This is a genomic window from Agromyces larvae, assembly GCF_022811705.1.
In the GTDB taxonomy this organism is placed as follows: Bacteria; Actinomycetota; Actinomycetes; order Actinomycetales; family Microbacteriaceae; genus Agromyces; species Agromyces larvae.
The window spans coordinates 2,208,664-2,234,631 of record NZ_CP094528.1 but is presented as its reverse complement, the minus strand read 5'-3'; the positions used below and the strand labels follow the sequence as shown (position 1 = coordinate 2,234,631).

Here is a 25,968-nt window from a genome sequence, read left to right as displayed (position 1 = left end):
GATGCTCCGCATCGACGGATGCCTCGCAGTGAACGGATACCCCGCATGAACGACTACCTCCCCAAGGAAGAGCTCGAGCCCCGCGACCCCAGGAAGCCGAGCCCGACCCGCATCGCGATCTGGATCATCGTGGGGGCGATCGGCCTGTACCTCATCGGTTCGGGCGTGTGGGGCATCGTCACCGGCGGCTGAGCCGGGGTTGGCTCGCTGAGCCTGTCGAAGCGGCTCCCGAAGCGGCTCCCGAAGCGGCTCCCTTCGACAAGCTCAGGGAGCTTCGACGGGCTCCCTTCGACAAGCTCAGGGAGCTTGTCGGCTCGCTGAGCCTGTCGAAGCGGCTCCGTCCAGCGCGCTCCGAGGCATCCGGTCTAGGCTGAGGTGACTATGGACGATTTCTGGGCCAACGCGATCTGGTCGCTCGCACCGACCGTGCTGATCGGGCTCATCTTCTGGTTCGTGATGCGCGCGTTGATCCGCGCCGACCGCACCGAGCGCGAGGCGTACGCCAAGGTCGAGGCCGAGGAGCGAGCGCGCCGCTCATCACGCGAACGACCCGCGGGCTAGCATCCCTGCATGGGGGAATCCGGGTGGGACCTCGCGGCGTTCATCGCCATCGCGATCATCCTCGTCGACATCGTCATCCGCGTCATCGCCGTCATCATCGTCCCGCCCAACCGGCGGCCCACCGCCGGCATGGCCTGGCTGCTGGCGATCTTCTTCCTGCCCATCCCCGGCATCCTCATCTTCTGGCTCATCGGCGACCCGAAGCTGCCGAAGGCCAGGCGCGCCAAGCAGGCCGAGGTCAGTCGGTACATCCTCGACTCCACGCACGGCGTCGAGCGGGTCAGCGACTCGAGCTCATGGCCCGGCTGGTTCGAGGGCGTCGTGCAGCTGAACCGCAACCTGGGCGCGATGCCGCTCATCGGATCGAACAGCGCGAGCCTGATCGGCGACTACGAGGCGTCGCTCGCCGACATGGCCGCGGCGATCCGCGGTGCCGAGCGCTACGTGCACGCCGAGTTCTACATCTTCGCGCTCGACCGCACCACCGAGGACTTCTTCGACGCCCTCGGCGAGGCCGCCGCCCGAGGCGTCGAGGTGCGGGTGCTGCTCGACCACGTCGCCTCCTTCCGGGTGAAGGGCTACCGGCAGACACTGCGGCGGCTCACCGAGCTGGGCGTCGAGTGGCGGCTCATGCTGCCGGTGCAGCCGCTCAAGGGCAAGTACCAGCGGCCCGACCTGCGCAACCACCGCAAGATCCTCGTCGTCGACAGCGAGGTCGCCTTCATGGGTTCGCAGAACGTCATCGATCGCAGCTACAACAAGAAGTCGAACCAGCGGCGCGGGCTCAAGTGGAAGGAGCTCGTCGTCCGCGTCGAAGGCCCGATCGTGTCGGGGCTCGACGCGATCTTCGCCACCGACTGGTACCTCGAGACCGACGAGGTGCCGCACCGCGACGAGTTCGTGAACGCGTTCGAGCAGGAGGGCGCGGCGCAGGACCTGGACTGCCAGGTCGTGCCGTCGGGGCCGGGGTACTCGACCGAGAACAACCTGAAACTGTTCCTCGCCCTGCTGTACGCGGCGCGCGAGCAGATCATCATCACCAGCCCGTACTTCGTGCCCGACGAGGCGATGCTGTACGCGATCAGCGGCGCGACCCAGCGGGGCGTCCACGTCGAACTGTTCGTGTCCGAGATCGGCGACCAGGCGCTCGTCTACCACGCGCAACGGTCGTACTACGAGGCGCTGCTGCGGTCGGGCGTGAAGATCTACATGTACCGCGCACCGTACATCCTGCACGCCAAGCACTTCACGATCGACGACGACGTCGCGGTGATCGGGTCGAGCAACATGGACATCCGCTCGTTCGAACTGAACATGGAGGTGTCGCTGCTCGTGCGCGGCGCCTCGTTCGTGCGCGAGATGCGCGAGGTCGAGGCCGGCTACCGTCGGGAGAGCCGCGAGCTCACCCTCGACGAGTGGCTCACCCAGCCGCTCCGCTCGACGGTGCTCGACAACCTGGCGCGGCTCACCAGCGCGCTGCAGTAGCCCGATCGCTCGCTGAGCCCGTCGAAGCGGGGCCGCTGCCCGGATGGCGTTCGGTTCGACGGCTCTGGGGGCGGGGGGCTTTGGGAGCGGGGCGGGGGGCTCCCTTCGACGGGCTCAGGGAGCGGACGGGCTCAGGGAGCGGGCGGGCTCAGGGAGCGGGGCGGGGGGCTCCCTTCGACGGGCTCAGGGAGCGGGGCGGGCTCAGGGAGCGGACGGGCTCAGGGGGCTCACGACCGAGGGCGCAGGCGGACCGTCGGCAGTTCGGGGGCAGGCAGCGGTGCTCCGTCGTAGCCTTCGACGGTGCCGAACCGCCCGTGCGCGTCGCCGCCCGCGATCACCTCGGACTGCCACTGTCGGCGGAACTCCTCGACCTCCTCGTGACTGCGCCCGATGAAGTTCCACCACATCACCAGCTGCTCGCCGAACGGCGCGCCGCCGACGAGCAGCACGCGCACCGGAGCATCCGTCGCCCGAAGCCGAACTCCCTCGTGACCCTCGGGGAGCAGCCCGAGCTCGCTCCACGCGAGCGTCGTCGCGTGCCCGGCGACCGCGAGCGGGTCGGCGCCGTCGGGCGTGTCGTCCGCCTCGCCCTCGACGGGCGGCACGGTGAGATGCACCGGACCGCGGTCGACGAGCAGGCCGTGCTCGAACGCCGGGTCGAGGTCGATCCACGCCTCGCCCCCGGCGGGAAGCTCGATCTCGGCGGCCACGAGCGGCGAGAAGACGGTCACGGCGGTGCCTCCATCGCGCTCGAGGTACGGCAGCGAGCCCACGAACACGCGAACGGATGCATCGTCGACCTGCACGGGCGTCGTTTGCGCGTGCTCGAAGAAGGGGAGGGCGTCGCGGGCGGCGTCGGGCAGCGCGACCCAGAGCTGCACGCCGTGCAACCGCGCGGTCTGCGGGGTCGAGACCTCGGAGTGCGAGATGCCCTGCCCCGCGGTCATCAGGTTCACCTCGCCGGGGCGCACGAACGCGTGGTTGCCGGCCGAGTCGCGGTGCTCGATCTCGCCCTCGAAGAGCCAGCTCACGGTCTGCAACCCCGTGTGCGGGTGCGGCGGCACGACCATGCCGCCGGTCTCGGCCACATCGTCGGGCCCGTAGTGATCGATGAAGCACCACGCGCCGATGGTCGTGCGACCCCGCTGGGGCAGCGTACGTCGCACGTGCATCGCCCGCGGCCCGCCGAGGGGCACCTCGCGCGGCGCGAGCACGTGCACGCGCGGGCCGCTGGACTCGTCGGGCGAGCTGAGCAGTTCGGTGGGATCGCGCTCGAGGTTGCTCATGCTCGGCATGCTACGCCTGCCGCGCGGCACGCCCCACGCGCCCGCCTCGGGATGCCGGGCGACCCCCGCCGGGGTCGCTCGTGGTCGCTTCGAGCGGTCCGAAGCGGCCACGAGCGACCCCGTTGCGGAGGTGCGACGGGCTACGATGTCGGCATGGCATCCTCGACCTCCGTCCGCCGCGTCGTGCTCGCGGCGGCCGCGCTCACGTCCGTGTTCCTGCTCTCCGCCTGCGCGCCCGGCACGTCGTCGGTCGAGCACTTCTCGGGGCTGCCCACGGTCGAGCACGCGGTGGTGGGCGAGGAGGGCACCATCGAGACGGCCGAGCAGGAAGGCGGCGACGGCCAGCCGGTCGCGATGTGGCTCGAGCTGGGCGGCAAGATCGCCGTCACGGTGTGGGGTTCGTCGACCTGCGCGCCGATCGGCGAGCGGATCTCGGTCGTCGCACCCAAGGGCGAGGGCAACACGGTCGCCATCTCGCTGAAGGAGTACCGCGACGGCGCCTGCACGGCCGACCTCGTGCCGCACACCACCGTGTTCTGGACGCCGATGAACATCACCACGACCGAAGAGCTCACCGTGCAGGTGGCCGACACCGAGGTCACCGTTCCGGTCAAGTAGCCGACCGGGGCCGGCGCACCAGCAGGTCGCCGACTTCGCAGCCCAGCGCGTCGCAGATCGCCTGGAGCGTGGAGAACCGGATGGCTCGTGCCCGGTCGTTCTTCAGCACGCTGAGGTTCACCACGCTCACGCCGACGAGTTCGCTGAGCCGCGCCAGGGTCATGCCGCGGGCGGCGAGCAGTTCGTCGAGCCGGCAGTGGATGTCGTGCCCGTCGTCGGGTTCGGCGGGAGCCATCAGACGAGCCCCTCGGTCTCGTGCTGCAGACGTTGCCCGATCTCGAAGGCCGAGGCGACCACGACGAGGGCGAATGCCCATCCGACCGGTGCAACGTCGAACACGACCATGAATGCGGCGACCCCGTCGAGCCCGAGCGTGTCGGCCGCTTCCGCGTGTGCGATGCCGGTGAACAGCGGCCCCGCGAGGGCCGAGACGATCACCAGGACCGCGACGATGCCGATGCCCCAGGTCGCAGAGCGTACGAACGGCTTGCCGACGAACACACGCACGCACAGCCACGTCAGCACGGCGCAGATGCCGATCGAGACGAGCGAACCGGCCACGGCGGCGGCCATCAGGGCGGCGCGCGCGGTGGCGGGCAGACCCTGAACCGTGACCGTCGCGGTGTCCGACGTGGCGGCGACGACCGCCGGTGAGTCGACGTCGACAGGTACCGGTTCGACGAGCACGACGTCGAAGAGCGTGGTCTCGGCTCCGCCGGCGAGTTCTGCGAGCTGCAGTGCGACGAGCACGACCGTCACGGCACCGATCGCCGCTGCTCCTCCCGCGATGAGTCCGAGGATCGTCTTCTCGGCGAGGCCGAGCGCTCGCCGGGTTGTGGTCGTCGCCATCAGATGAGCCCGTCGGTATCGTGCTGCAGGCGCTCGCCGATCTGGAACGCGGCGCCGATGACGGCGAGGGTGAGCACCGCGAAGAAGGGCGCCCAGTTCGTGGAGAAGAGCACCCCGTCGTAGGTGTGCTCGCTCACCGCCGAGAGGGCTCCGTTCACGCCCATCGTCTGGAAGAGGGTGCCGAACACCCAGCCGCCGGTGAGCACCGCGGATCCCCACCAGATGATGCGCGTGTTCGCGCGCGTGAAGGCGCGGCCGCGGGCGAGGTTCCACGCGAGCAGACCGAGCAGCACGATCGCGGCGATGATCGAGCACCCGACGACGATCGGCTCGGCCACGAGCGCGAACTGCGTCGCGACGGCCGGGGAGGGAACGGTCACGACGGCCTGCGCGACGGCGACCTCGACGGATGCCCCGTCGGGCCCGATGGGCAGGGTCGACGCCTCGCTGACGAACGGTACGAGCACCGGCACGTCGCGCCCGGGCAGCACTTCGACGAGCCGCGAGATCGCGAGCCACGCGGTCGCGGCGATCGCAATCACCGCGATCACGATCGTGAGGAACATGCCCGCCTGGTCGCTCGGCCGCAGCCTGGCGGGATTCGTGCTCTGGGACATCCGATCACCTTCCATATCGAAAATCGATAATAACGATGATCGATACGGTAGCGATGCTCGTCGCCGCGCGCAACCCGCGGTGCGCCCACGGCGAACACCGGCGAATCTCGGAGCCGGGACGCTTACGCTCGTTGGTAACGACGCCCCGTCCGCACCGGGGTCGTGAGGAGTTGAGCATGTTCGAGAGATTCACCGACCGAGCCCGTCGTGTCGTCGTCCTGGCCCAAGAAGAGGCCAAGATGCTGAACCACAACTACATCGGCACCGAGCACATCCTGCTCGGCCTCATCCACGAGGGTGAGGGCGTGGCCGCGAAGGCGCTCGAGTCGCTCGGGATCTCGCTCGACGCGGTGCGCGAGCAGGTGCAGGACATCATCGGCCAGGGCCAGCAGCCGCCCACCGGGCACATCCCCTTCACGCCGCGCGCCAAGAAGGTGCTCGAGCTCTCGCTGCGCGAAGCGCTGCAGCTCGGCCACAACTACATCGGCACCGAGCACATCCTGCTCGGACTCATCCGCGAGGGCGAGGGCGTCGCCGCCCAGGTGCTCGTCAAGCTCGGCGCCGACCTCAACCGCGTGCGCCAGCAGGTCATCCAGCTGCTCTCGGGCTACCAGGGCAAGGAGCAGGTGCAGGTCGGTGCGAACGAGCAGCAGCAGGCTCAGGGCGGCTCGCAGATCCTCGACCAGTTCGGCCGCAACCTCACGCAGGCCGCACGCGAGGGCAAGCTCGACCCCGTGATCGGGCGCGAGAAGGAGATCGAGCGCGTCATGCAGATCCTGTCGCGCCGCTCCAAGAACAACCCGGTGCTCATCGGCGAGCCCGGCGTCGGCAAGACCGCCGTCGTCGAGGGGCTCGCGCAGGCGATCGTCAAGGGCGAGGTGCCCGAGACGCTGAAAGACAAGCAGCTCTACTCGCTCGACCTCGGGTCGCTCATCGCCGGGTCCCGCTACCGCGGCGACTTCGAAGAGCGCCTGAAGAAGGTCACGAAAGAGATCCGCACGCGCGGCGACATCATCGTCTTCATCGACGAGATCCACACCCTCGTGGGTGCGGGGGCCGCCGAGGGCGCGATCGACGCGGCATCCATCCTGAAGCCGCTGCTCGCCCGCGGCGAGCTGCAGACCATCGGCGCGACCACCCTCGACGAGTACCGCAAGCACTTCGAGAAGGACGCCGCGCTCGAGCGCCGGTTCCAGCCGATCCAGGTCGCCGAGCCGAGCCTGCCGCACGCCATCAACATCCTGAAGGGCCTGCGCGACCGCTACGAGGCGCACCACAAGGTGTCCATCACCGACGGCGCCATCGTCGCCGCGGCGAACCTCGCCGACCGCTACATCAGCGACCGCTTCCTGCCCGACAAGGCGATCGACCTGATCGACGAGGCCGGCGCGCGCCTGCGCCTGTCGATCCTGTCGAGCCCGCCCGAGCTGCGCGAGTTCGACGAGAAGATCGCCGTCGTGCGCGCCGCGAAGGAGACCGCGATCGAAGACCAGGACTTCGAGAAGGCCGCGGGTCTGCGCGACGAGGAGAAGAACCTCCTCGGCGAGCGGCTGCGCCTCGAGAAGCAGTGGAAGTCGGGCGACGTCACCACCACCGCGGTCGTCGACGAGGGCCTGATCGCCGAAGTGCTCGCTCAGGCGACCGGCATCCCCGTCTTCAAGCTCACCGAAGAGGAGTCGAGCCGGCTCGTCTTCATGGAGAAGGCGCTGCACGAGCGCGTCATCGGCCAGGAGGAGGCGATCTCCGCCCTCTCGAAGACGATTCGACGCACCCGCGCCGGGCTCAAGGACCCGAAGCGCCCCTCGGGGTCGTTCATCTTCGCCGGCCCCACGGGCGTCGGCAAGACCGAGCTCGCCAAGGCGCTCGCCGAATTCCTCTTCGACGACGAGGCCGCGATGATCTCGCTCGACATGAGCGAGTACGGCGAGAAGCACACCGTCTCCCGACTGTTCGGCGCGCCTCCCGGGTTCGTCGGCTTCGAAGAGGGCGGCCAGCTCACCGAGAAGGTGCGGCGCAAGCCGTTCAGCGTCGTGCTGTTCGACGAGATCGAGAAGGCGCACCCCGACATCTTCAACTCGCTCCTGCAGATCCTGGAGGAGGGCCGCCTGACCGACGGCCAGGGCCGCGTGGTCGACTTCAAGAACACCGTGATCATCATGACCACGAACCTCGGCACGAAGGACATCTCGGGCGGGCCGGTCGGCTTCCAGATCGAGGGCGACCCGCGCACCGGGTACGACCTCATGCGCGCGAAGGTGAACGAAGAGCTCAAGAAGCACTTCAAGCCCGAGTTCCTGAACCGCGTCGACGAGATCATCGTGTTCCCGCAGCTCTCGAAGGCCGAACTGCTCCAGATCGTCGACCTGTTCATCAAGCGGCTCGCCGAGCGCATGCTCGACCGCGACATGACGGTCGACCTGACGACTGCGGCGAAGGAGCGGCTCATCGAGGTCGGGTTCGACCCGGCGCTCGGCGCCCGGCCGCTGCGCCGTGCGGTGCAGCACGAGGTCGAAGACCGGCTGAGCGAGAAGATCCTGCACGGCGAGCTCAACTCGGGCGACCACGTGCACGTCGACTTCCGCGATGGCGAGTTCGTGTTCACCACGTCGCAGCGAGCGCTGCCCGTCGGCATCGGCGTCAACACCGGCGCCGCGCTCGGCACCGGCCAGGCGACCCCCGACCTGGCGGCCGGCACGGGCTCGTAAGCGCGACCCCAGCGACACGAGGGGCGGATGCCACGTGGCATCCGCCCCTCGTCGTCTCCCGCGCGCCCCGCCCCACCCCGGAACGCAATTCAGGAGCGGAGGCGTGTCGCGGCCGCGACACGCCGGGTCTGCACGCGACACGCCGCACGCGCTCCTGAATTGCGTACAGGTGGGGTCGGGCCGACGGGGCTCGCGCGCGGCTCTACGATGGGCGGATGGCCGACTTCACGGTGCGCCGGGCGCGCACGAGCGACATCCCCTCGATCCTCGCCCTCGTGGAGCCGCTCGTCACCCGACGCATCCTGCTCGGCAAGGAGCGCGTCGACCTCTACGGCGCGGTGCAGGAGTTCCGCGTCGCCGAGACCGCCGACGGCGAGGTCATCGGCTGCGGGGGGCTGCACGTGATGTGGGAAGACCTGGGCGAGGTGCGCACACTCGCCGTCGCCGATCCGTGGCTCGGCCGCGGGGTCGGGCACGCGCTGCTCACGGTCCTGGAGGCGGACGCGCGCGAGCTCGGACTCACCCGCCTGTTCTGCCTGACCTTCGAAGTCGCGTTCTTCGGGCGCAACGGGTTCGAGGACATGGGCGACGAGACCGTCGACCCCGAGGTCTACGCCGAACTGGTGCGCTCGCACGACGAGGGCGTCGCGGAGTTCCTCGACCTCGCGCGGGTCAAGCAGAACACCCTCGGCAACACCCGGATGCTGAAAGTGCTGTAGCACGAGCGGGGAACCGCCGCGCTCCGGCACGCCGGGCGCGCGGCGCGGGGCCGGGGCGCCGGAGACGTACCCTGTGCACATGTCGACGAATCGCACCTCGCAGGGCAAGGTGTCGCCCGCGGTCTACCGTCGTCGGCGACTGCTCGTGCTGCTCGGCCTCGTGGCCGTCATCATCGCGATCGTGCTGATCGTCGTGCGGCCCGGCGCGAGTCAGGGTGAGCCGGCCTCGACCGACGGGAAGTCCGCGGGGGAGACGGAACCCCCCGTCTCGACGGAGCCGGCCACCGCGATCCCCACCGAGCCGACCGCGGCCGACGGCGACCCCTGCAAGCCAGACCAGGTCCTCGTCGAGGCGGTCACCGATGGCACCGAATACGCTGCCGACCAGCAGCCGCAGCTGTCGGTCACGATCACGAACACCGGCAAGAACGCCTGCGTGATCAACGCGGGCACGAGCGCGCAGGTCTTCACGATCCGCAGCGGCGAGGAGCAGTACTGGACCTCGACCGACTGCCAGACCGAGCCCGTGGACGCCGAGGTGCTGCTCGCTCCCGGCACCCCGATCAGCTCCGCCGTGCCGATCATCTGGGACCGCACCCGTTCGAGCCCCGACACCTGCGAACAGGCGCGAGAAGCGGTGCCCGCCGGAGGCGCCTCGTACCATCTCGAAGTGAGCGTCGCCGGCATCGAGTCGGAGTCGAGCAAGCAGTTCATGCTGTTCTGAGCGCCGGCCGGTCGGCGCCCGCCTCAGGCCCGCGAGCCTGCGTCCTCAGCCGCGACGGCCTGTGCCAGCGTCTCCCGTGCCTCCCTGAGGGCCGCATGGACGACGCCGTCGCCGTCGGCCGGCATGCTCTCGAGATCGGCGAGCGCGCGATGCGCGGCATCCGTATCGTGCAGCCGCAGGGCCAGCTCGACCAGGTACGCGAGCGCACGCGCCCGATCGGCCGGGAGCGCATCCCCATGGCGCCGGAGTGCGCCGACCAGGATCTTCCGCCCTTGCTGAGCGTCGCCGTGCGAGTCGCCCACCACGACCGCGTTCTCGACGGCCCGCGCGAGCGGGGTTGCCGCGGACGTCGTCCACGATGTGGTGTCATGGTCGCCCGCCCGCACGGGTGACTCGGCCGCTCGCGTCACCCGGATCCAGTTGCCGGCCGGGTCGATCAGGCTGAAGCCGCTGAGGCCGCCGTTGTTCGCGCGTTCGCGCGGCCTGGTGATGCGGGGGAACCCGCTGAGCGGTACTCGCCCGTAGCGGGCACGCAGACCTTCGCGGAACCGGTCGTGGAGCGGCCTGGGGTCGGGCACCGCGACGGCGCAGGTCGAGTGGCTCGCCTCCGGGTCCCAGCCGGGCATCCCGTAGTAGTGCAGGTCGATGGCGCCGGCTCGGAGCGCGACGTACGGGTTCGGACGCAGCTGCCGGTAGGTGAGCTCGAGCCCGAGCTCGGTCCAGAATGCGACCAGCTCGTCGACGTCGCCGCAGGGAAGCATCGGCACCATGGTCGCGGCTGCCGCCGCGCGCGTGAAGCCGTCTTCGATCGGATTCGTCATCGTCTCACGCTATGCCACCGCCCGACGGTTCGCGACCGCCCGAACTCCGCCGCCGCGCGACCCCGCCGGGCAGTGGGATCGACCGCGGCCGCCGTGGCATCTTCACGCTCGCTACGCTGGACGGATGGCAGGCAAGGCGCGCAAGAAGCCGCAGCAGCAGCCCCTCGAGTTCCGCTCGCAAGCACTCGCCGAGGCGCTCGGGAAGCAGGACATGGCGGCGGTCGCGCTCGCACTGCGCCACGGCAACACCGTCGTGCCGCTCATCAAGCCGGGGCCGCGCGACAACCCCCTCGACGGCGGCGAAGTGTGGACCTACCGCGACCAGAACACGGGCGAGGTCGCGCTGCTGCTGTTCAGTGATGCGGCGAACAAGCCCGCGAACCTGCCGCCTGCCGTCGGCCTGCAGAGCCCCGCGTGGCTGCGGACCTTCCTGAAACGGTACGAGTCGACGATCACCACGGTGTTCCTCGACATCGCGGGGCCGCACCCGATGCAGGCGTCGCCGAGCGAGCTGTTGCGCGCGCTCGAGGCGTAGCCGTCTCGGTGGTGGTGGCGTTTGCGCCGTCCGCCCGGCGGTCGCGCTCCTCCTTCCGGCTCTGCGCCAGTTCGCCGCGCCCTGCGCCATCTTGGCTGGCGCGGAGGGCGCCGAAGTGGCGCAGAACGGGTGGCTCGGGGCCGCGCGGAGGGCGGCGACGTGGCGCAGAACGGGTGGCTCGGGGCGGATCGCACGGCGGCGCAGCGCGGGGGGATGGCCCGCTCAGAACGCCGCGTCGAGTTCGCGTTCGCGCGTGGTGACCGAGGCGCGCATCGCCTGCTCGACGGCGGCGTGCACGCTGCCCGACTCGACGTCGAGCAGGCGGGTGTAGCCGAGCCGTCGCGCCTCGGCGCCGCGCTGCTTCGCCGCGGTGACGGGGCGGATCTCGCCGGCGAGGCTGATCTCGCCGAACGCGGCGAGTTCGTGCGGCACGGCGCGGTCGCGTACCGCCGAGGCGATGGCGATCGCGATCGCGAGGTCGGCGGCGGGCTCGATGAGACGTACCCCGCCGACCGTCGACACGTAGACGTCGTGTTCGCCGATGCGTCGCAGCCCTGCGCGTCGTTCGAGCACCGCGAGGATCATCGCGACCCGTGACGGGTCGACGCCGTTCACGACGCGCCGGGGCTGCGGTGCCTTCGTCTCGACGACGAGCGCCTGCACCTCGACCGGCAGCGCCCGCCGGCCCTCGAGCGCGACCGTGACGCAGGTGCCGCTGACCGCGGTGCGCGAACGGCTGAGGAACAGCCCCGACGGGTCGGGAACCTCGGCGATGCCGTCGCCGGCCATCTCGAAGCAGCCCACTTCGTCGGTGGGACCGAACCGGTTCTTCAGCGCCCGGACGAACCGCAGCGAGGTCTGCCGGTCGCCCTCGAACTGGCACACCACGTCGACGAGGTGTTCGAGCAGGCGCGGGCCGGCGATCGCGCCGTCCTTCGTGACGTGCCCGACGAGCAGCACCGGCAGTTGCCGTTCTTTCGCGAGCCGGATGAGGGTGGACGCGACCTCGCGCACCTGGCTCGGCTGGCCGGGCAGCCCGTCGGAGAGCGAACTCGCGACCGTCTGCACCGAGTCGACGATGAGCAGGTCGGGGCCGACCTCGTCGACGTGGCCGAGCACCGTGGCCAGGTCGGTCTCGCTCGCGAGGTACAGCTCGGGCGTGAGTGCACCGGTGCGGCCGGCACGCAGGCGCACCTGCGCCGCCGACTCCTCGGCGCTGACATAGAGCACGCGCCGCCCGGCCGAAGCGACCCGCGCGGCGACCTCGAGCAGCAGCGTGGACTTGCCGACCCCGGGCTCGCCCGACAGCAGGATGGCCGCACCCGCGACCAGACCGCCGCCGAGCACCCGGTCGAACTCGCCGATGCCGGTCGGTCGGTGCGCGGTGTGCTCGACCTCGACCTCGGCGATCGGCCGCGCGCGTCGATCGCCGGCGGGAATGATCGCGGTCGGCATGCGCGCGGGCGCCGCGGCGGCGCCCGTTTCGGCGACCGTGCCCCACTGCTGGCATTCGCCGCACCGACCGACCCATTTGATGGTCGACCACCCGCACTCGGAGCAGCGGAAGGTCGGTGAGGGGCGAGCCATGCGGCGAGACTACTGCGCGCCACCGACATCGGATGCCGCGACCTGCGTGTCCCGCTGCGTCGCCGAACCGGACCGCGTGCGACGATTTGGCCGAGCCGCCGCCGCCGTCTACACTCGATCCCGGTGACGTGTCCGAGCGGCCGAAGGTGCAACTCTCGAAAAGTTGTGTAGGGTAACCCCCTACCGTGGGTTCAAATCCCACCGTCACCGCCATCCGAACCCCCGCAGATCCCATGGAAACACTGGGATCTGCGGGGGTTTCGTCGTGCGCTCGGGGGAGCGGCGGGGTCGCAGCGAGAGCGCTTCGGCCGGAGGCCGTCGCACCGCAGGTGGCGGCATCGACGATGGTGACGCGGCCGAGTTCATCGCCGGCCGGGGTTCCCGTTCAGCCGCCGGTTCGCACGCCGACCGGCAGCGTGACTCGTGCGAGCGCCTCGATCTGATTCCACAGGCTCGCCACGAGCGCGGCATCGGCCTTCGCGGTGAGATCCGCGGGCGTCACCGGCACGGGAAGCCCGCGCATCGACCCGGTCGGGCCGTAGTATTCCCCGCCGGTCGCCGCGGGGTCGGTGAGCGCGCGCACCGCCGACCACGCCGCGGTGTCTTTGCCCTGCGCGAAGGGCGTGAACGGGTTGCGGCGGGAGGGGGTGTGTTCGTCGCGGATGCCCGGTCGCCGTGGGGTGCGCGCGTCGACGCCGATGCCCGGGCGTGCCACGAGCGACGCGACCGGCGTGCCCGCGCGGCGCAGCCGCCGGTCCAACTCGAAGGCGAGCACTTCGGTGATCGCCTTCGCTTTGGTGTACTCGCGCACGCCGGTGCGCTCGCCCGCCGATGCGTCGTCGATCGACACGCGGAACCGGCCGACGAACCCGGTCGACGTGTGAACGATGCGCGACTGCCCGTGCGTCTCGCCGGACGCGACGAGCGTGGGAAGCACGCCGGCCAGCAGCGCGACGTTCGCGACGACATGGGTGCCGAGCAGTTCCGGCAGCCCGTCGGCCGTCGTGGCTCCGCGGCGCAGGTCCATGGCGCCGCCGTTGAGCAGGATGCCGTCGAGGCGGGGCAGCGTCGCGAGTTCGGCGGCGGCCCGGTCGACGGATGCGAGCGACGCGAGGTCCACGACGACGGCCGAGGTCGTGGCATCCGGCACCTGGCCCGAGATCGCGGCGCGCGCCGTCTCGAGCTTCGCGGCTGAACGGCCCGCGAGGACGACGTGCGCGCCCGCAGCAGCGAGCTGCTCGGCGGCGAAGTATCCGATGCCGGCGGTCGCGCCGGTGACGACGAAGGTTCGGTCGGACTGGTCGGGAAGACGGGTGGGATCCCAGTTCATGGGTGCCTCCAGGATTGAAACGGATGAAGTATCCGAATCAAGCTAGCACGGAATCGGATGAGCTATCCGCTTCGTGTGCAAGACTGATCGGATGACCCAGCTCCGCTCCGACGCGGCCCGCAGCCGAACCCGCATTCTCGAGACCGCTCGCGGCCGCGACGTGGACGCGCTTCGGCTCAACGATCTCGCGCGGGAGGCGGGCGTCGGCGTGGGCACGGTCTATCGGCACTTCCCGACCGTGCAGTCGCTGATCGAGGCGCTCGCGGCCGACTCGCTGCAGCGCCTGCGCGACCTCGCCCGCGAAGCCGAGGCGGAACCCGACCCCGCCCGCGCGCTGGAAGGGCTGGTCCGAGGGGCGGTGGCACTCCAGCTCGAAGACGACGGACTCCGAGCCGTGCTGCTCGCCGACGACGCCGGTGACGAGACGCGCGCCGCCAGGCGCGAGGTGTTCGCGCGGTTCGCGACGATCCTCGATCACGCCCGCCGAGCCGGCGTCGTGCGGCCCGGCCTCACCTCCGCCCGCCTGCAGCATCTCGTGTGCGGGCTCGAGTACGCGGTGCGCATCGGGTCGACCGACGACCGGGACTTCTACATCGACGTCGCACTCGCGGGGCTGAGGGCCGACGCAGCCTCGGAATGATCGGCACCGAGGCGGGAGCGACCGGCGCTCCGCGGGCGCATCCCGCCCGGCGTCCGCCGTACCGGCGTCGTCTGCGAGAGACTGGACAGGTCGCATCGGGCGGGAGGGAGCAGGCATGGCGCAAGCGGACGACGACGTCGACGCGATCATCGACGCGTGGGCCGAGATCCTGCCCGACCTCGATCTCACGCCGCTCGACGTCATGTCGCGGCTGCGCCGCGTCGCGATCGACCTGCACCGCGCCCGCGAGGCGGCGTTCGCCGCCGCCGGCCTGCGGGTGTGGGAGTTCGACATCCTCTCGGCGTTGCGCAAGGCCCCGGGCGACGGCTCGATGACGCCGTCGGAACTCGCGAAGACGACCCGCACCGCGACGGGCACGATCACGTACCGGCTCGATCGGTTGGCCGCACGCGGCCTCGTCTCCCGCACCGAGCACCCCGACGATCAGCGCAGCCGCCTCGTCGCGGTCCTGCCCGAGGGGCGGCAGCGGGTCGAAGCTGCGATGCGCACGCTGGTCGGCGCCGAATCCGAGATGCTCTCGGGCCTCTCACGCGACCAGATGGCCACGGTCATCGCGTCGCTGCGGATCATCGCCGCGACCGCGGCATCCGGTCACTAGACTGCGGCCACCCCACCCGATGCGGCATCCATCCCGACCTGGAGGACCCGTGGCGCCATCCAAGACCGGCCCGAGCGAGACCGACCCCGCCGCGCACGCCGACCCGCGCGCCGCCGCGCTCGCCGGTCGCGACCTCGTCATCGATCTCGCGCGGGTGACCGCGGTGGTGCTGGTGGTGATCATCCACCTGCTGATGATCGGCGTGGGGTTCGACGAGTCGGGTGCGATCGTGATGTCCCGGCCGCTCGAAGCGCAGCCGTGGTTCGCGGCCGCCACCTGGATCGGGCAGATCATGCCGCTGTTCTTCGTGGCGGGCGGATTCACGGCGCTCGTCTCGTGGCGCAACCTGGTTCGCCGCGGCGGCGACTGGGTCGACTTCGTGCGCGGGCGTGCGCTGCGACTCGGGGCGCCGGCACTGCCGCTGTTCGTGTTCTTCGCGGTGGTCATCGGCGCCGCGACGGTCATCGGCGTCGACCCGGTGATGCTCGCCTACGTGGCGACCGGAACCGGTTCGCCGCTGTGGTTCCTCGCGGCGTTCCTGCTCGCGCAGGCGCTCGTGCCGCTCATGGCGCGATGGCACGAGCGGGCCCCGCGCACCACGATGGCGGTGCTCGCGGCGGGTGCGGTCGTCGTCGACGCGGCGCGCATCGCGACGGGCATCGTCGACATCGGTCTCGTGAACCTGCTGTTCGTCTGGCTCTTCGTGCAGCAGCTCGGGTTCTGGTACCGCGACGGATGGTTCCTCCGACGCCGCACGCCGACGCTCGTGGTGATCGCGGCCGGTGCCTGGCTGCTCATGGTGCCGCCCGTCGCGGCGGGGTGGTACAGCCCCGACATGCTCGTGAACCTGAACCCGCCCACGGTTCCGCTCATGCTGCTCGGCATCGCCCAGGCGGCGCTGCTCGCGGCGCTGCACCGCCCGCTCGACGCGTTCATGCACCTGCGCCCGGTGCAGGCGGTCGCGTTCCTCGTCGGCAGCCGGGCGATGACGATCTACCTCTGGCACCTGCCGGTGATCATCGCGGTGATGGGGCTCACGCTGCTCATCCCCGGCGCCGCGCCCGAGCCGGCGAGCGTCGCGTGGTGGCTCACCCGTCCGGTCGTGTTCGCGGTGGTCGGTGCGATCGTGCTCGGTATCTCGACCTGGCTGGTGCGCTTCGAGCGGGTGTCGATCGCGATCCCCGACGGTCGTCGCCGGCCGGGCGCGGCGGCCGTCGTGGCCGCGACGGTGTGCGCGTTCATCCCTCCGTTCCTCGTGATGGAGTTCTTCCTCGACCTGCAGATCGCGATCGCCGGCGTCGTGCTGGGGGTCGCGTCGCGGCTGCTGCTGCGGCCGCGGCGGGTCGCAGACGCGACCGTCTGACCCGGTCGGCGTGCCCGATCGGGCAGGAATGGTCGCCCGCGCGTCGGGCCCCGGCCGCGTGGCGCGGCGGCGGTCGCGGAGCATCCTGTGGGCATGGGCCGAACGCTCGTGGAGGCCGGTCGCGACGACGACGTCGAACGTTCGCCGCAGTTCCGCGGCGAGTCGCCGGCGGCTGCATCGGCGCGCACCGCGGACGAGGGCGCCGGTCTGCGACCGGCGGCGTCCATGACGGATGCCGCGACCCGCCCCGTCCTGCAACGACTGCAGCGCACCGCCGGCAACCAGGCGACCGCGGCCATCGTCGTCGCGCGCCAGAGCGTCGAAGAGGAACCGGCCGGTCCCGGTTCGCTCGGGCAGGCGCCCGAGTCGGGGCCGACGCAGCTGCCGGGCGTGACGACCGGGCCCGTGACGGGCGGGGCGGGTGCGGGCGGCGCGGGCGCCGAGGGCCCGGCCGCGCCGCAGCGGCCGATGCTGCGCCGCGGGTCGGTGGGGCCGTCGGTCGGCGAGCTCCAGACGAAGCTGAACGAGCGCGGCGCCGAGCCGCCGCTCGCCGTCGACGGCATCTTCGGACCGTTGACGGATGCCGCGGTGCGCGCCTTCCAGACGCAGCAGGCGATCGGGGTCGACGGCATCGTCGGGCCGATCACGTGGGGTCGTCTCGACGCCGGCCCCGGGCCGGAACCCGAGCCCGACCCGGAGCCCGAGCCCGAGGCCGACCCGCTCGACGGCATCTGCACGATCGAGGGCCACGGCTCATCGCCCGCCGCCGTCGCGCAGGCCCGGGTGCAGGCGCTCGAACTCTACGGCGGCATCGCCCCCGAGAACCGCACCCGCATGGAGGCCGACCCGATCACGATCGACGTCATCCCGCACGACAGGAAGCTCACCGAGCTCGCCCCCTATGCGCACCTCGCCGGGACCCAGACCTTCGACGGGCGCATCTGGGACGACGTGCGCGGCATCCAGACCGAGGTGAACGGGGTGCGCCGCGTGGCGATCGCCGAGGAGGACCTGGTGTCGGTGCCGGGCACCGCCGCGAGCTACGGCCCCGGATTCCTCGCCGCGCACGAGGGCGGTCACGGGCTGCAGTTCTCGGCACTCACGCCCGCGCAGGTCACCCAGCTGACCGCCCTGCACGCTGCACGGCTGGCGGCGAGCGGACCCATCACGCAGACCACCCCCGCGGGCGCCGCGACCGACCTGTGGCTCGACCCCGCGTGGTACTCTGCCGCGAACAAAGAGGAGTACTTCGCGAACTCCGTCGCCGCGTACCTCGGGCACCCGTACAGCACCGCCGACGCGACGGTCGCGAAATACAACCAGGGGTGGCTCCAGGCGAACGACCCCGGCATGTTCACGCTGCTCCAGCAGGTCTACGCATCGGGAGGCACGCCATGACCGAGGCATCCGAGGCATCCGGTCAGGGCTCGCCCGAGGCATCCGGTCAGGGCTCGCCCGAGCCATCCGGTCAGGGCTCGCCCGGGGCATCCGGTCGGCCCGAGCCATCCGGCCCGCGCAGCTACCGCCTCTTCCGGGGAGACCGGCTCGTGCTCGAGCTCCGCGGCGAGCCGGGCATCCTGGTGAGCACGTCCGCGCCGCCGCCGCTGCCCGGCGCCGGGCCGGTGACGCACCCGTTCGCGACGGCCACGTTCCACACCGCCGAGACCGAGGGCGAACTCGGCGCGCTCCTGCGCGGAGCATCCGATCTCGACGCGTTCCTGGTCGCCGCCGAGCAGGCCGGGTACCGCGTCGAGCGGGTCGGCTGAGCGCCGCTCAGCCGTCGGCGAGCGCCGCGAACCGGCGCAGCAGCCGCAGCGGTTCGGGAACGGATGCTTCGCGCACCACCCGCGCGATGTCGTCGAGTTCGTGCGACGGGAAGTACCCGTAGTCGCGGTAGAGCGTCGCGCGGGCGATGAACGAGTCGGTCGTCACCTCGGGGTGGAACTGGGTGGCGTACACGCGGGATCCGGTCGCGCGGTACACCTGCACCGGGCAGGTCGCCGACGAGGCGAGCAGGGTGGCGCCGGCCGGCAGCTCGGAGGTCGCCTCTTTGTGGCCCGCGAGCGCCGTGAACGGCTCGGCGAGCGTGCCGGTGAGCGGGTCGGCGCGGCCCTCGTCGGTGAGCGTGATCGACACCGGGCCGACGGCCTCGCCGTACTCGGGCCCGACGGTGCCGCCGAGGACGCGTGTGAGCACGCCGATGCCGTAACAGGTGAACAGCACCGGCAGGTCGGTCGCCAGGCCGTGCTCGGCCAGGCGCACCAGGTCGGCTTCGACACGTCGCTGCACGGGCGACTTGGATGCCTCGGGCGTCGACACGTTGAACGGGCTGCCGCCGATGACGACCGCGCCGACCGCGTCGAGGTCGACCGTGTCGAGCGTGTCGAGGTCGAGCCGCAGGTGCGCGAACCGGTCGGCGGGCACACCCGCGGCCTGGCGCACCGATTCGGCTTCGGCGGCGGCGGCGGGCGTTTCGGGGCGCACCGACACGAGCAGCACGGGGCGCGGTTCGGCGGGCATGCTCCCATCGTCCCCTGACTGACGGGCGGAGGCCAGTCGGATGACGCGGTGTGCAGCGCCGGGCGCGCTCGGCTCGCCCGACCAACTGCGCCACTTCGGCGCCCTCCGCGCCACCCGAGTTGGCGCAGACCGTGGCCAAGTGGCGCAGTTGCGCAGTGGCGCGGTGGCGCGGTGGCGCGGTGGCGCGGTGGCGCGGTGGCGCGGTGGCGCGGTGGCGGGTTCACCACCCGCTGCGGGTGGGCGTGTGCCCGTCGCGGGCGTCGTCGGGCATGGTCATCTCGGCGCGCACCCCGAGCAGGCGGATCGGCCGGCCGGGCTCGATGCGGTCGGCCGCCAGCCCGAGCAGCGCGGCGAGCACCGCCCCGCGGTCGGAGGTTTCGGAGATGCGCCGCTGGTACGTCTTCGTGAGGAACGGCGCGTACCGCACCTTCAACGTCAGCCCGATGACCGGCCGACCCTCGGCGGCGACGTCGTCGAGCACCTGCCCGGTGAGCTCGACCAGCGCGGCCTCGATCTCGGCAGGATCTGCGAGGTCGACCTGGTAGGTCGTCTCACGGCTGTGCCCGCGCGCGACCCACGGCGTGTCGTCGACGAGGCGCTCGCCCTCGCCGCGACCGAGCGTGCGGTACCACGGCCCCATCTTGGGTCCGAACTCGGCGACGAGCGGATCCAGCTCGGCGCGGGCGAGTTCGGTCACGGTCGCGATGCCGAGCCCGGCGAGCCGGCGCGACACCTTCGAGCCCACGCCCCAGAGCTCGATCGTCGGCCGGTCGCCCATCACCTCGAACCAGTTCGCCGCGGTCAGCCGGAACACGCCCTGCGGCTTGCCGAACCCCGTCGCGATCTTCGTCCGCACCAGCGTGTCGCCGATGCCCACGCTGCAGTGCAGGCGGGTCGCCTTCAACACCGCGCGCTGCACGTCGCGCGCGTACGCTTCGGGGTCGGCGGTGCGCACGCCCACGAACGCCTCGTCCCAGCCGAGCACCTGCACGGTCGCGCCCGGCTGCGCGCGCAGCGTCGCCATCACCGCACCGGATGCCTCGCCGTAGTGCTCGGCGTCGACGGGCAGGATCACCGCATCGGGTGCCTTGCGCGCCGCGATGCGCAGCGGCATCCCCGACCCGACGCCGAACTCGCGGGCCTCGTACGACGCGGTCGACACGACGGCCCGCTCGGTCGGGTCGCCCCGGCCGCCGACGATCACGGGCTTGCCCGCGAGTTCGGGCCGGCGGAGCACCTCGACCGCGGCGATGAACTGATCGAGGTCGACGTGCAGCACCCAGTACGGCGCGCCCTCGTCGATCGGCTCGGTCATCGCTGCGGCCCTCGGTCAGCGGCGCTTCCGCTTCGGCTGGGGGCCGCGGCGGGTTCCGCGGGGGCGGGTCGGGCGGGCCGGCTTGCCGCCGGTGCCCGCTCCTTTCCCTTTCGCCGGATGCTTCGAGCCGGCGCCGTTCGCCCGTTTCGGCGTGGGCTTCGAGGCATCCGTCTCACCCGGAGCATCCGAGACATCCGACCCTCGCGAACTGCGCGCCGACCGCCCGCGCACCACGCCCACGAACTCCTGGATGTCGGCGTCGTCGCGATCGACGCGCCAGACCAGCGCGATGCGGGTCGGCGGTGCGTCGGAGACGGGCACCGCGACGACGTCCTTGCGGTGATGCAGACGCGCGATCGAGTGCGGAACGATCGCATAGCCGGTGCCGGCGCCGACGAGTTCCATCGTCATGGCGGGGTCGTCCTGCACCGGCGCGTGCGGGATGTCGGCGAGGTCGGCGAGCGTGATCGACTCGGCGTCGGCGAGGTCGTGGTCCTTCGGCAGCGCGGCGACCGCCACCTCCTCCCACAGCGGGATGCGGTGCAATCCCTGCTCGTCCACGGGCAGTCGCACGAACGCGAGGTCGGCCTCGCCCGCGCGCACCGCGTCGAGCTGGGCGGACTCGTCGACCCGGCGCGCCTCGAGCGGCAGATCGGGGCGGCGGTCGGCCCACGCGCGCAGCCACTTCGCGGGGCTCACGCCCTGCACGTAGTCGAGCCGAAGCGCCATCCGTTCAGGCTATCGGGCCGATCGGCTACGGTGGCAGGGTGAGCAAGCAGGCCCAGACCATGAAGCCCGAGACCGCGGCGAAGAAGCTCGGCGTGCTGCTCGAGGCGACGCCCGACGAGTTCCGCGCGGCGCCGATCACCCGCGAGGCCTACAACGCGCTGCAGGCCGACCCGCCCGAGTGGTTGCAGGTGCTGCGCCGGGACGGCCCGCACCCGCGGCCGGTCGTGGCCGCCAAGCTCGGCGTCTCGAACTCGGGCCTGGCCCGCGGCGGCATCACCGAGCCCCTCACCACCGCCGAGATCAAGGCCCTGCTCGCGGCGCCGCCCGAGTGGCTCGTGCGCGAACGAGCGACCCAGGCCGAGGTGCGCGCCGAGAAGCAGCGCGTCGCCGACCGCGACCGCGGACGTGCCGCCATGCGCGAGGCCCAGTCGGGCGGCGGCGGCCGCTGAGCCGCGCCTGCGCGTTCGGCGCAGACCGTCGGCGCGCTGCTGCCGCTTCGTGCCGGCCTCGTCGCGTTCTCGCGCCGGCCTTCTCTCTCGTTGCGCCACTTCGGTGCCCTCCGCGCCAATTCGGCCGGCGCAGAACCCGCCGAGGTGGCGCAGCGGCGAATGGGCGGGCGGCGGGGCCTCAGGCGTAGCGTGCCCGGAGCCAGGCCACGAGATCGCCGAGCTCGCGCTCGTCGACCGAGTGCGCGAGCCCCTCGTAGATGCGCGCATCGAGGTCGGCGTGCTGCGGCAGCCACCGCTGCGTGTGGCGCACCAGCTCGGCCGGGATCACCTCGTCGGCCGTGCCGCGCCCCCAGAACACGGGCGGATGCTCCGTCGCGAGTCGCGCGTCGCCCTCGCGCTCGCCCGGCAGCGCGAACCCCGCGAGCGCGGCGGCGAATGCGAACCGGTCGGCATCGCGTCGCAGCAGTTCGAGGGCCATCGCCCCGCCCTGCGAGAAGCCGAGCAGGCCGATGCCCGTGGCATCCGGTGCGACGCGGTCCAGCCAGTCCACGATCGCGGTGACGGATGCGTCGGCGGTCTCGGCCGCGGCATCCGCCCCTTCGTCGAAGAGCGGGAACCAGGCGAAGCCGTACCCCGCGTCGATCGGCGCGCGCAGCGACGCGATCACGGGCTGCAGCGGCAGGTACGGGGCGAGGCCGAACAGGTCGCCCTCGTGCGAGTTGTAGCCGTGCAGGAGCAGCAGGAGCGGCCGCCCCGCCCGGTCGGTCTCGCCGGCCGACCAGAGGACGGCCTCGTCGTCGATGCGCATCACGGCATCGTACGGGAATCGGGCCAGATGCTCCGCCCGCGCATGTTCGTCTCCGGCGCGCCACTTGGGCGCGCTCCGCGCCATCTCGTCTGGCGCGGAGGTCGCCCAAGTGGCGCAACGCCGCACAGAGCCGCCCGCCCGAACCCGGCCGTGGTGCGCCCATCGGGCCGCTCGAACGGGGGTGGGGCAGAATCGACCCATGAGCGTGCGCACCCCGGACCCCGACTGGCACCCCGACGAGCCGTCGCAGACGCCGCCGGCGAACCCGGGCTGGCTGAGCGATCTCGAGCTCGCGCAGGTGCGCGGCCGGCTGCCGCTGCTGTACGTCGAGGCGGTGCCCGTGCGCGTCGACGGGCTCGGGCAGGTCACCGAGGTCGGCCTGCTGCTGCGGGCGAACTCCGTGGGCGAGATGACCCGAACCCTGGTGTCGGGCCGGGTGATGTACGGCGAGACGCTGCGCGACGCGCTCTTCCGCCATCTCGAGAAGGACCTCGGACCGATGGCGTTCCCGCTGCTGCCGGCATCGCCGGTGCCGGCGACGGTGGCCGAGTACTTCCCGCTGCCCGGCATCTCGCCGTTCTCCGACGAGCGCCAGCACGCGGTCTCACTGGTCTACGTGGTGCCGGTCACCGGAACGTGCGAGCCGCGCCAGGATGCGCTCGAGGTGACCTGGATGCCTCCGGCGGAGGCCGCGAGCGACGGCGTCGTCGCCGAACTCGAGGGCGGTCGGGGGGTGCTCGTGCGGCGGGCGCTCGCGTCGGTGGGCGCGCTGGGCTAAGCCCGCGGGATCCCGCTCAGCCGGCCGTCCGCGGTTCGAGGACCACGACCGCCGTCTCGGTCGGGCGCAGCGACGCGTGCGCGTCGAGGTCGTCGCCGAAGGTGCGCCATGCCGCCCACAGCCGCGACCGCTCGGACCCCGCGGCCGCACGACCTCGCACCGTGCGCGACTCGCCGTCGACCACGACCGTCGCCTCGGGGTCCGCCTGCAGATTGAGCCACCAGGCCGGCTCGGGCGCGGCCCATCCGTTCATCGCGAGGGTGACGAGGTTCGGTCCGTCCTCGAAGTACGCGACGATGACCGATCGCTCCTTGCCGGTGCGCCGGCCGACCGTCGTCAGGTGCATCATGCCCCAGCGTCCCGGCTGCGGCGGGCGCAGACCGAGCCGCCCGCCGGTCGACCGGTAGATGCCGCGGTGCACCACCCATGCGGTGCGCACGAACCATCGGGGCGGGATCCGCGCGTCGCGGCCCGGGCCGGCGGTGGTGACGGCCTCGGCGGTCTCATGCTCGTCCATGGGTGGGTCCCTTCGCTCGGCACCACGATCGCGCGCCCGCCGCAACGCGTCAATCGGCCGAACGGCCACATCGACGCCGACCCGCCTCGGCCGATCGGCCGACGACGGGGTCGATGGGCGCGGCCCGACAGCCGCGGTCCGGGAACCGATCGCCCGCGCGCTCGTCAGCGCACCAGGCGCACCTCGTGGATCTCCTCGCCGAGGAACGGCTGGTCCTGGGCGGCGCCGTCGGCGACGAACCCGTTGCGTGCGTAGAACCGGTGCGCGCGGGGGTTGTCCTCGGCGACCCACAGGTACACGCCCTCGCCCTCGCCGATGACGGCGTCGAAGAGCTGCTTGCCGATGCCGGTGCCGTGGTAGGCGTCGAGCACGTAGATGAAGTACAGCTCTCGTTCGCGCGGAGCATCCTCGTCGCGCGCCGGACCGGAGCCCGCGAAGCCGACGATCTCGCCGTCGACGACCGCCGCGTACTGCGCGTACTCCTCGCCTCGCTCGGCGAGGTGGTTCCACAGCTCGGCCATGCGGCGCGGCGAGAGGTGCTCGAACGCGGCGGCGCTGATCAGGTGGTCGTAGGTCTCGTGCCAGCAGGTCGCATGCACGCGACCGAGCGCCTCCGCATCGGAGTCGCGGATGGGGCGGATGACTGCTTGGGCAACGACGTCGGTGCTCATGTCGGTCAAGGGTAGGCGAGGGAGTCTCGGACACGAAATCGAGCGGCCGGACCCGTCACGGATGCCTCAGGGCCCGCACCGACCCGCGGCTCAGTGCCGACCGCTCCGGGAACGAGGGATGCCACGGTGCCCGCCGCCCCGTGGCATCCGTAGCTTGCGATCATGCCCACACGCACACACACCGTCATCACCGCTGCCGCCGGAGCCGGCGTCATCGCGGTCGGCCTCACCGGATGCTTCGCGATCGGAGGCGGCGGGTCGGGGCCCGTCGGCTTCGACGGCGTGCAATCCGCCACGATCCAGCTCGAATCCGTCGGCACCTTCGTCTCGCCCGAGGAGGGCGGGTACGAGGCGGCCGGTCGCGGGTCGGGGTTCCTCATCACCCCCGACGGCCTGGCCGTCACGAACAACCACGTCGTCACCGGCGCCGGCACCATCAAGGTGTGGCGCGGCGGCGACACCACGAAGGAGTTGAGCGCCAAGGTGCTCGGCTCGTCGGAGTGCCTCGACCTCGCGGTCGTGCAGCTCGAGGGGTCGGGGTATCCGTTCCTCGACTGGCGCAAGGGCGACATCGAGACCGCGCTCGACGTGTACGCGGCGGGGTTCCCGCTCGGCGACCCCACCTTCACCGAGACGAAGGGGATCGTGTCGAAGGCGGTCACCGGCGGTGAGACGCCGTGGGCGTCGATCGACTCGGTCATCGAGCACGACGCGCGCATCCGCGGCGGCAACTCGGGCGGCCCGCTGGTCGACTCGAACGGCGCGCTGGTCGGGGTGAACTACGCCGGCAACGACGCGCTGGACTACAACTACGCGATCCACCGCGACGCGGTGCTCGACGTCATCGGCGACCTCGTCGACGGTGAGGACGTGCTGAGCCTGGGCATCAACGGCGAGGCGCTCGTCGGCGAGGACGGCACGGGGCTCGGCATCTGGGTCAACTCGGTGAAGTCGGGTTCGGTCGCCGACGAGGCCGGGGTCGAGCCGGGCGACCTGCTCACGACGATGGAGGGCGTCAGCCTCGGCGTGAACGGCACCCTCACCGAGTACTGCGACGTGCTGCGCACGCACGGTCAGGATGCCACGCTCTCGGTCGAGCTCTACCGCCCCAGCGAGGACGCGTACTACCGCGGCCAGTTCAACGGCGACCCGCTCACGGCGGTGCCGGTCGTCGGGTCGGGTTCGAGCGCCGAGCCGTCGGCGGACACGGTCACCGTCACCGATGACTCGGGCGCGATCACGTTCGAGGTGCCGGCGTCGTGGGCGCAGACCGACGGCGCGCCCGTCACCGACGGGAACGGCACGACCTGGCAGTCGGCGTCGGCCTCGCCCGACCTGGCCGGGTTCCAGGGCAGCTGGGCCACGCCGGGGGCGACGGTCTACGCGACCCGGGGTGCCCCCGTCTCGCCGGATGCCGCGGCCGACCTGGTCGCGACCGGCGCCGCCGAGGAGGGCTGCACGTCGACCGGGCGGGAGCCGTTCGACGACGGATTCCACACCGGCGTCTGGGAGATCTTCACCGGCTGCGGAGGTTCGGCGACCTACGTCGTCGTCGGCGCAACCGATTACGCCGGCACGTACACGACGATCGTGGCGGCGCAGGGGATCTCGGACGCCGACCTCGAGGGCATCGACCAGGTGCTCGCCACGTTCTACGCGAGCTACTGACGCCGACCCCCCCGGGAGGCGATTCAGGAACGCGCCCGGCGTGTCGGGGGTTTC

29 protein-coding genes and 1 tRNA gene are annotated in these 25,968 nt (G+C 71.8%); 17 read left to right on the top strand and 13 right to left on the bottom strand.

Annotated features, from left to right (window positions below; all coding sequences use genetic code 11):
• The first annotated feature begins 45 nt into the window (after positions 1-45).
• The 3 genes from MTO99_RS10890 (at position 46) to cls (ending at position 2,046) form a co-directional block, all read left to right on the top strand.
• Positions 46-192 carry a hypothetical protein gene (locus MTO99_RS10890; protein WP_243553632.1) on the top strand — a complete coding sequence of 49 codons (147 nt, stop codon included), beginning with the start codon at positions 46-48 and terminating at the stop codon, positions 190-192.
• Positions 193-381: 189 nt separating this feature from the next.
• On the top strand, positions 382-561 hold the full coding sequence (locus MTO99_RS10885) for a hypothetical protein (protein WP_243553631.1): 180 nt from the start codon (positions 382-384) through the stop codon (positions 559-561).
• A gap of 9 nt (positions 562-570) precedes the next feature.
• Positions 571-2,046: a cardiolipin synthase gene (gene cls / locus MTO99_RS10880; protein ID WP_243553630.1), complete on the top strand. Its 1,476-nt coding sequence runs from the start codon at positions 571-573 to the stop codon at positions 2,044-2,046.
• A gap of 227 nt (positions 2,047-2,273) precedes the next feature.
• Here cls and MTO99_RS10875 read toward each other — a convergent pair whose 3' ends face one another.
• Positions 2,274-3,332: a pirin family protein gene (locus MTO99_RS10875; RefSeq protein ID WP_243553629.1), complete on the bottom strand. Its 1,059-nt coding sequence runs from the start codon at positions 3,330-3,332 to the stop codon at positions 2,274-2,276.
• A gap of 153 nt (positions 3,333-3,485) precedes the next feature.
• Between MTO99_RS10875 and MTO99_RS10870 the strand changes: the two genes are divergently transcribed.
• Positions 3,486-3,950: a hypothetical protein gene (locus MTO99_RS10870; RefSeq protein ID WP_243553628.1), complete on the top strand. Its 465-nt coding sequence runs from the start codon at positions 3,486-3,488 to the stop codon at positions 3,948-3,950.
• Here MTO99_RS10870 and MTO99_RS10865 read toward each other — a convergent pair.
• From MTO99_RS10865 to MTO99_RS10855, 3 genes are read right to left on the bottom strand one after another with little or no spacing between them, the layout of a single operon-like run.
• Positions 3,943-4,185: a helix-turn-helix domain-containing protein gene (locus MTO99_RS10865; protein WP_243553627.1), complete on the bottom strand. Its 243-nt coding sequence runs from the start codon at positions 4,183-4,185 to the stop codon at positions 3,943-3,945. The genes MTO99_RS10870 and MTO99_RS10865 overlap by 8 nt on opposite strands.
• The gene (locus MTO99_RS10860; protein ID WP_243553626.1) at positions 4,185-4,799 is read right to left on the bottom strand and encodes a hypothetical protein; all 615 of its coding nucleotides are present in this window, start codon (positions 4,797-4,799) and stop codon (positions 4,185-4,187) included. The genes MTO99_RS10865 and MTO99_RS10860 overlap by 1 nt, the downstream gene beginning before the upstream one ends.
• Positions 4,799-5,416: a hypothetical protein gene (locus tag MTO99_RS10855; RefSeq protein WP_243553625.1), complete on the bottom strand. Its 618-nt coding sequence runs from the start codon at positions 5,414-5,416 to the stop codon at positions 4,799-4,801. The genes MTO99_RS10860 and MTO99_RS10855 overlap by 1 nt, the downstream gene beginning before the upstream one ends.
• A gap of 176 nt (positions 5,417-5,592) precedes the next feature.
• Here MTO99_RS10855 and MTO99_RS10850 point away from each other — a divergent pair, with 176 nt between their 5' ends.
• The 3 genes from MTO99_RS10850 to MTO99_RS10840 all read left to right on the top strand — a co-directional run bounded on the left by MTO99_RS10850 (position 5,593) and on the right by MTO99_RS10840 (position 9,564).
• Positions 5,593-8,121 carry an ATP-dependent Clp protease ATP-binding subunit gene (locus MTO99_RS10850; protein ID WP_243553624.1) on the top strand — a complete coding sequence of 843 codons (2,529 nt, stop codon included), beginning with the start codon at positions 5,593-5,595 and terminating at the stop codon, positions 8,119-8,121.
• 215 nt (positions 8,122-8,336) lie between these two features.
• On the top strand, positions 8,337-8,840 hold the full coding sequence (locus MTO99_RS10845) for an amino-acid N-acetyltransferase (protein WP_243553623.1): 504 nt from the start codon (positions 8,337-8,339) through the stop codon (positions 8,838-8,840).
• A gap of 79 nt (positions 8,841-8,919) precedes the next feature.
• The gene (locus MTO99_RS10840; protein ID WP_243553622.1) at positions 8,920-9,564 is read left to right on the top strand and encodes a hypothetical protein; all 645 of its coding nucleotides are present in this window, start codon (positions 8,920-8,922) and stop codon (positions 9,562-9,564) included.
• Positions 9,565-9,587: 23 nt separating this feature from the next.
• Here the strand turns inward: MTO99_RS10840 and MTO99_RS10835 are convergent, their stop codons facing one another.
• Positions 9,588-10,385 carry a DUF8817 family protein gene (locus MTO99_RS10835; RefSeq protein WP_243553621.1) on the bottom strand — a complete coding sequence of 266 codons (798 nt, stop codon included), beginning with the start codon at positions 10,383-10,385 and terminating at the stop codon, positions 9,588-9,590.
• Positions 10,386-10,509: 124 nt separating this feature from the next.
• On the opposite strand from MTO99_RS10835, the gene MTO99_RS10830 reads away from it, so the two are divergent.
• Positions 10,510-10,920, top strand: a complete 411-nt coding sequence (locus MTO99_RS10830) for a dehydrogenase (protein ID WP_243553620.1) — start codon at positions 10,510-10,512, stop codon at positions 10,918-10,920.
• Positions 10,921-11,142: 222 nt separating this feature from the next.
• Here the strand turns inward: MTO99_RS10830 and radA are convergent, their stop codons facing one another.
• Complete coding sequence (gene radA, locus MTO99_RS10825; RefSeq protein ID WP_243553619.1) at positions 11,143-12,507, bottom strand: DNA repair protein RadA; 1,365 nt, start codon at positions 12,505-12,507, stop codon at positions 11,143-11,145.
• Positions 12,508-12,629: 122 nt separating this feature from the next.
• Here radA and MTO99_RS10820 point away from each other — a divergent pair.
• Positions 12,630-12,720 (top strand) — tRNA-Ser (locus MTO99_RS10820).
• A gap of 172 nt (positions 12,721-12,892) precedes the next feature.
• Here MTO99_RS10820 and MTO99_RS10815 read toward each other — a convergent pair.
• Complete coding sequence (locus MTO99_RS10815) at positions 12,893-13,837, bottom strand: SDR family NAD(P)-dependent oxidoreductase (protein WP_243553618.1); 945 nt, start codon at positions 13,835-13,837, stop codon at positions 12,893-12,895.
• 91 nt (positions 13,838-13,928) lie between these two features.
• Here MTO99_RS10815 and MTO99_RS10810 point away from each other — a divergent pair, with 91 nt between their 5' ends.
• From MTO99_RS10810 to MTO99_RS10790, 5 genes are all read left to right on the top strand, one after another.
• Positions 13,929-14,477 carry a TetR/AcrR family transcriptional regulator gene (locus tag MTO99_RS10810; RefSeq protein WP_243553617.1) on the top strand — a complete coding sequence of 183 codons (549 nt, stop codon included), beginning with the start codon at positions 13,929-13,931 and terminating at the stop codon, positions 14,475-14,477.
• 115 nt (positions 14,478-14,592) lie between these two features.
• Complete coding sequence (locus tag MTO99_RS10805; protein WP_243553616.1) at positions 14,593-15,096, top strand: MarR family winged helix-turn-helix transcriptional regulator; 504 nt, start codon at positions 14,593-14,595, stop codon at positions 15,094-15,096.
• Between the two features lie 49 nt (positions 15,097-15,145).
• A complete protein-coding gene (locus tag MTO99_RS10800; protein ID WP_243553615.1) occupies positions 15,146-16,459 on the top strand; it encodes an acyltransferase family protein in 1,314 nt (437 codons plus the stop codon).
• A 93-nt stretch (positions 16,460-16,552) separates the two neighbouring features.
• Entirely contained in the window at positions 16,553-17,857 is a 1,305-nt protein-coding gene (locus MTO99_RS10795; protein WP_243553614.1) for a peptidoglycan-binding domain-containing protein, read from the top strand.
• Positions 17,854-18,225, top strand: a complete 372-nt coding sequence (locus tag MTO99_RS10790; RefSeq protein WP_243553613.1) for a hypothetical protein — start codon at positions 17,854-17,856, stop codon at positions 18,223-18,225. Before MTO99_RS10795 ends, MTO99_RS10790 begins: the two co-directional genes overlap by 4 nt.
• 7 nt (positions 18,226-18,232) lie before the next feature.
• On the opposite strand, the gene MTO99_RS10785 is transcribed toward MTO99_RS10790, so the two are convergent.
• From MTO99_RS10785 to MTO99_RS10775, 3 genes are all read right to left on the bottom strand, one after another.
• Complete coding sequence (locus MTO99_RS10785; protein ID WP_243553612.1) at positions 18,233-18,979, bottom strand: glutamine amidotransferase; 747 nt, start codon at positions 18,977-18,979, stop codon at positions 18,233-18,235.
• Between the two features lie 220 nt (positions 18,980-19,199).
• A complete protein-coding gene (locus tag MTO99_RS10780) occupies positions 19,200-20,294 on the bottom strand; it encodes a DNA polymerase IV (protein WP_243553611.1) in 1,095 nt (364 codons plus the stop codon).
• A gap of 15 nt (positions 20,295-20,309) precedes the next feature.
• On the bottom strand, positions 20,310-21,023 hold the full coding sequence (locus MTO99_RS10775) for a LysR family substrate-binding domain-containing protein (RefSeq protein WP_243553610.1): 714 nt from the start codon (positions 21,021-21,023) through the stop codon (positions 20,310-20,312).
• A 59-nt stretch (positions 21,024-21,082) separates the two neighbouring features.
• Between MTO99_RS10775 and MTO99_RS10770 the strand changes: the two genes are divergently transcribed.
• Positions 21,083-21,472 (top strand): DUF5997 family protein, encoded by a 390-nt coding sequence (locus MTO99_RS10770; RefSeq protein ID WP_243559065.1) that lies wholly within the window; start codon positions 21,083-21,085, stop codon positions 21,470-21,472.
• 178 nt (positions 21,473-21,650) lie between these two features.
• On the opposite strand, the gene MTO99_RS10765 is transcribed toward MTO99_RS10770, so the two are convergent.
• A complete protein-coding gene (locus tag MTO99_RS10765; RefSeq protein ID WP_243553609.1) occupies positions 21,651-22,280 on the bottom strand; it encodes an alpha/beta hydrolase in 630 nt (209 codons plus the stop codon).
• Between the two features lie 199 nt (positions 22,281-22,479).
• On the opposite strand from MTO99_RS10765, the gene MTO99_RS10760 reads away from it, so the two are divergent.
• Positions 22,480-23,058, top strand: a complete 579-nt coding sequence (locus MTO99_RS10760) for an NUDIX hydrolase family protein (RefSeq protein WP_243553608.1) — start codon at positions 22,480-22,482, stop codon at positions 23,056-23,058.
• 16 nt (positions 23,059-23,074) lie between these two features.
• Here MTO99_RS10760 and MTO99_RS10755 read toward each other — a convergent pair whose 3' ends face one another.
• Both MTO99_RS10755 and MTO99_RS10750 read right to left on the bottom strand, forming a co-directional pair.
• Positions 23,075-23,575, bottom strand: coding sequence for a nitroreductase/quinone reductase family protein (locus MTO99_RS10755; RefSeq protein WP_243553607.1), 501 nt, complete (start codon positions 23,573-23,575; stop codon positions 23,075-23,077).
• A 164-nt stretch (positions 23,576-23,739) separates the two neighbouring features.
• The gene (locus MTO99_RS10750) at positions 23,740-24,246 is read right to left on the bottom strand and encodes a GNAT family N-acetyltransferase (RefSeq protein ID WP_243553606.1); all 507 of its coding nucleotides are present in this window, start codon (positions 24,244-24,246) and stop codon (positions 23,740-23,742) included.
• 162 nt (positions 24,247-24,408) lie between these two features.
• On the opposite strand from MTO99_RS10750, the gene MTO99_RS10745 reads away from it, so the two are divergent.
• A complete protein-coding gene (locus tag MTO99_RS10745) occupies positions 24,409-25,914 on the top strand; it encodes a S1C family serine protease (protein WP_243553605.1) in 1,506 nt (501 codons plus the stop codon).
• Positions 25,915-25,968: the final 54 nt, after the last annotated feature.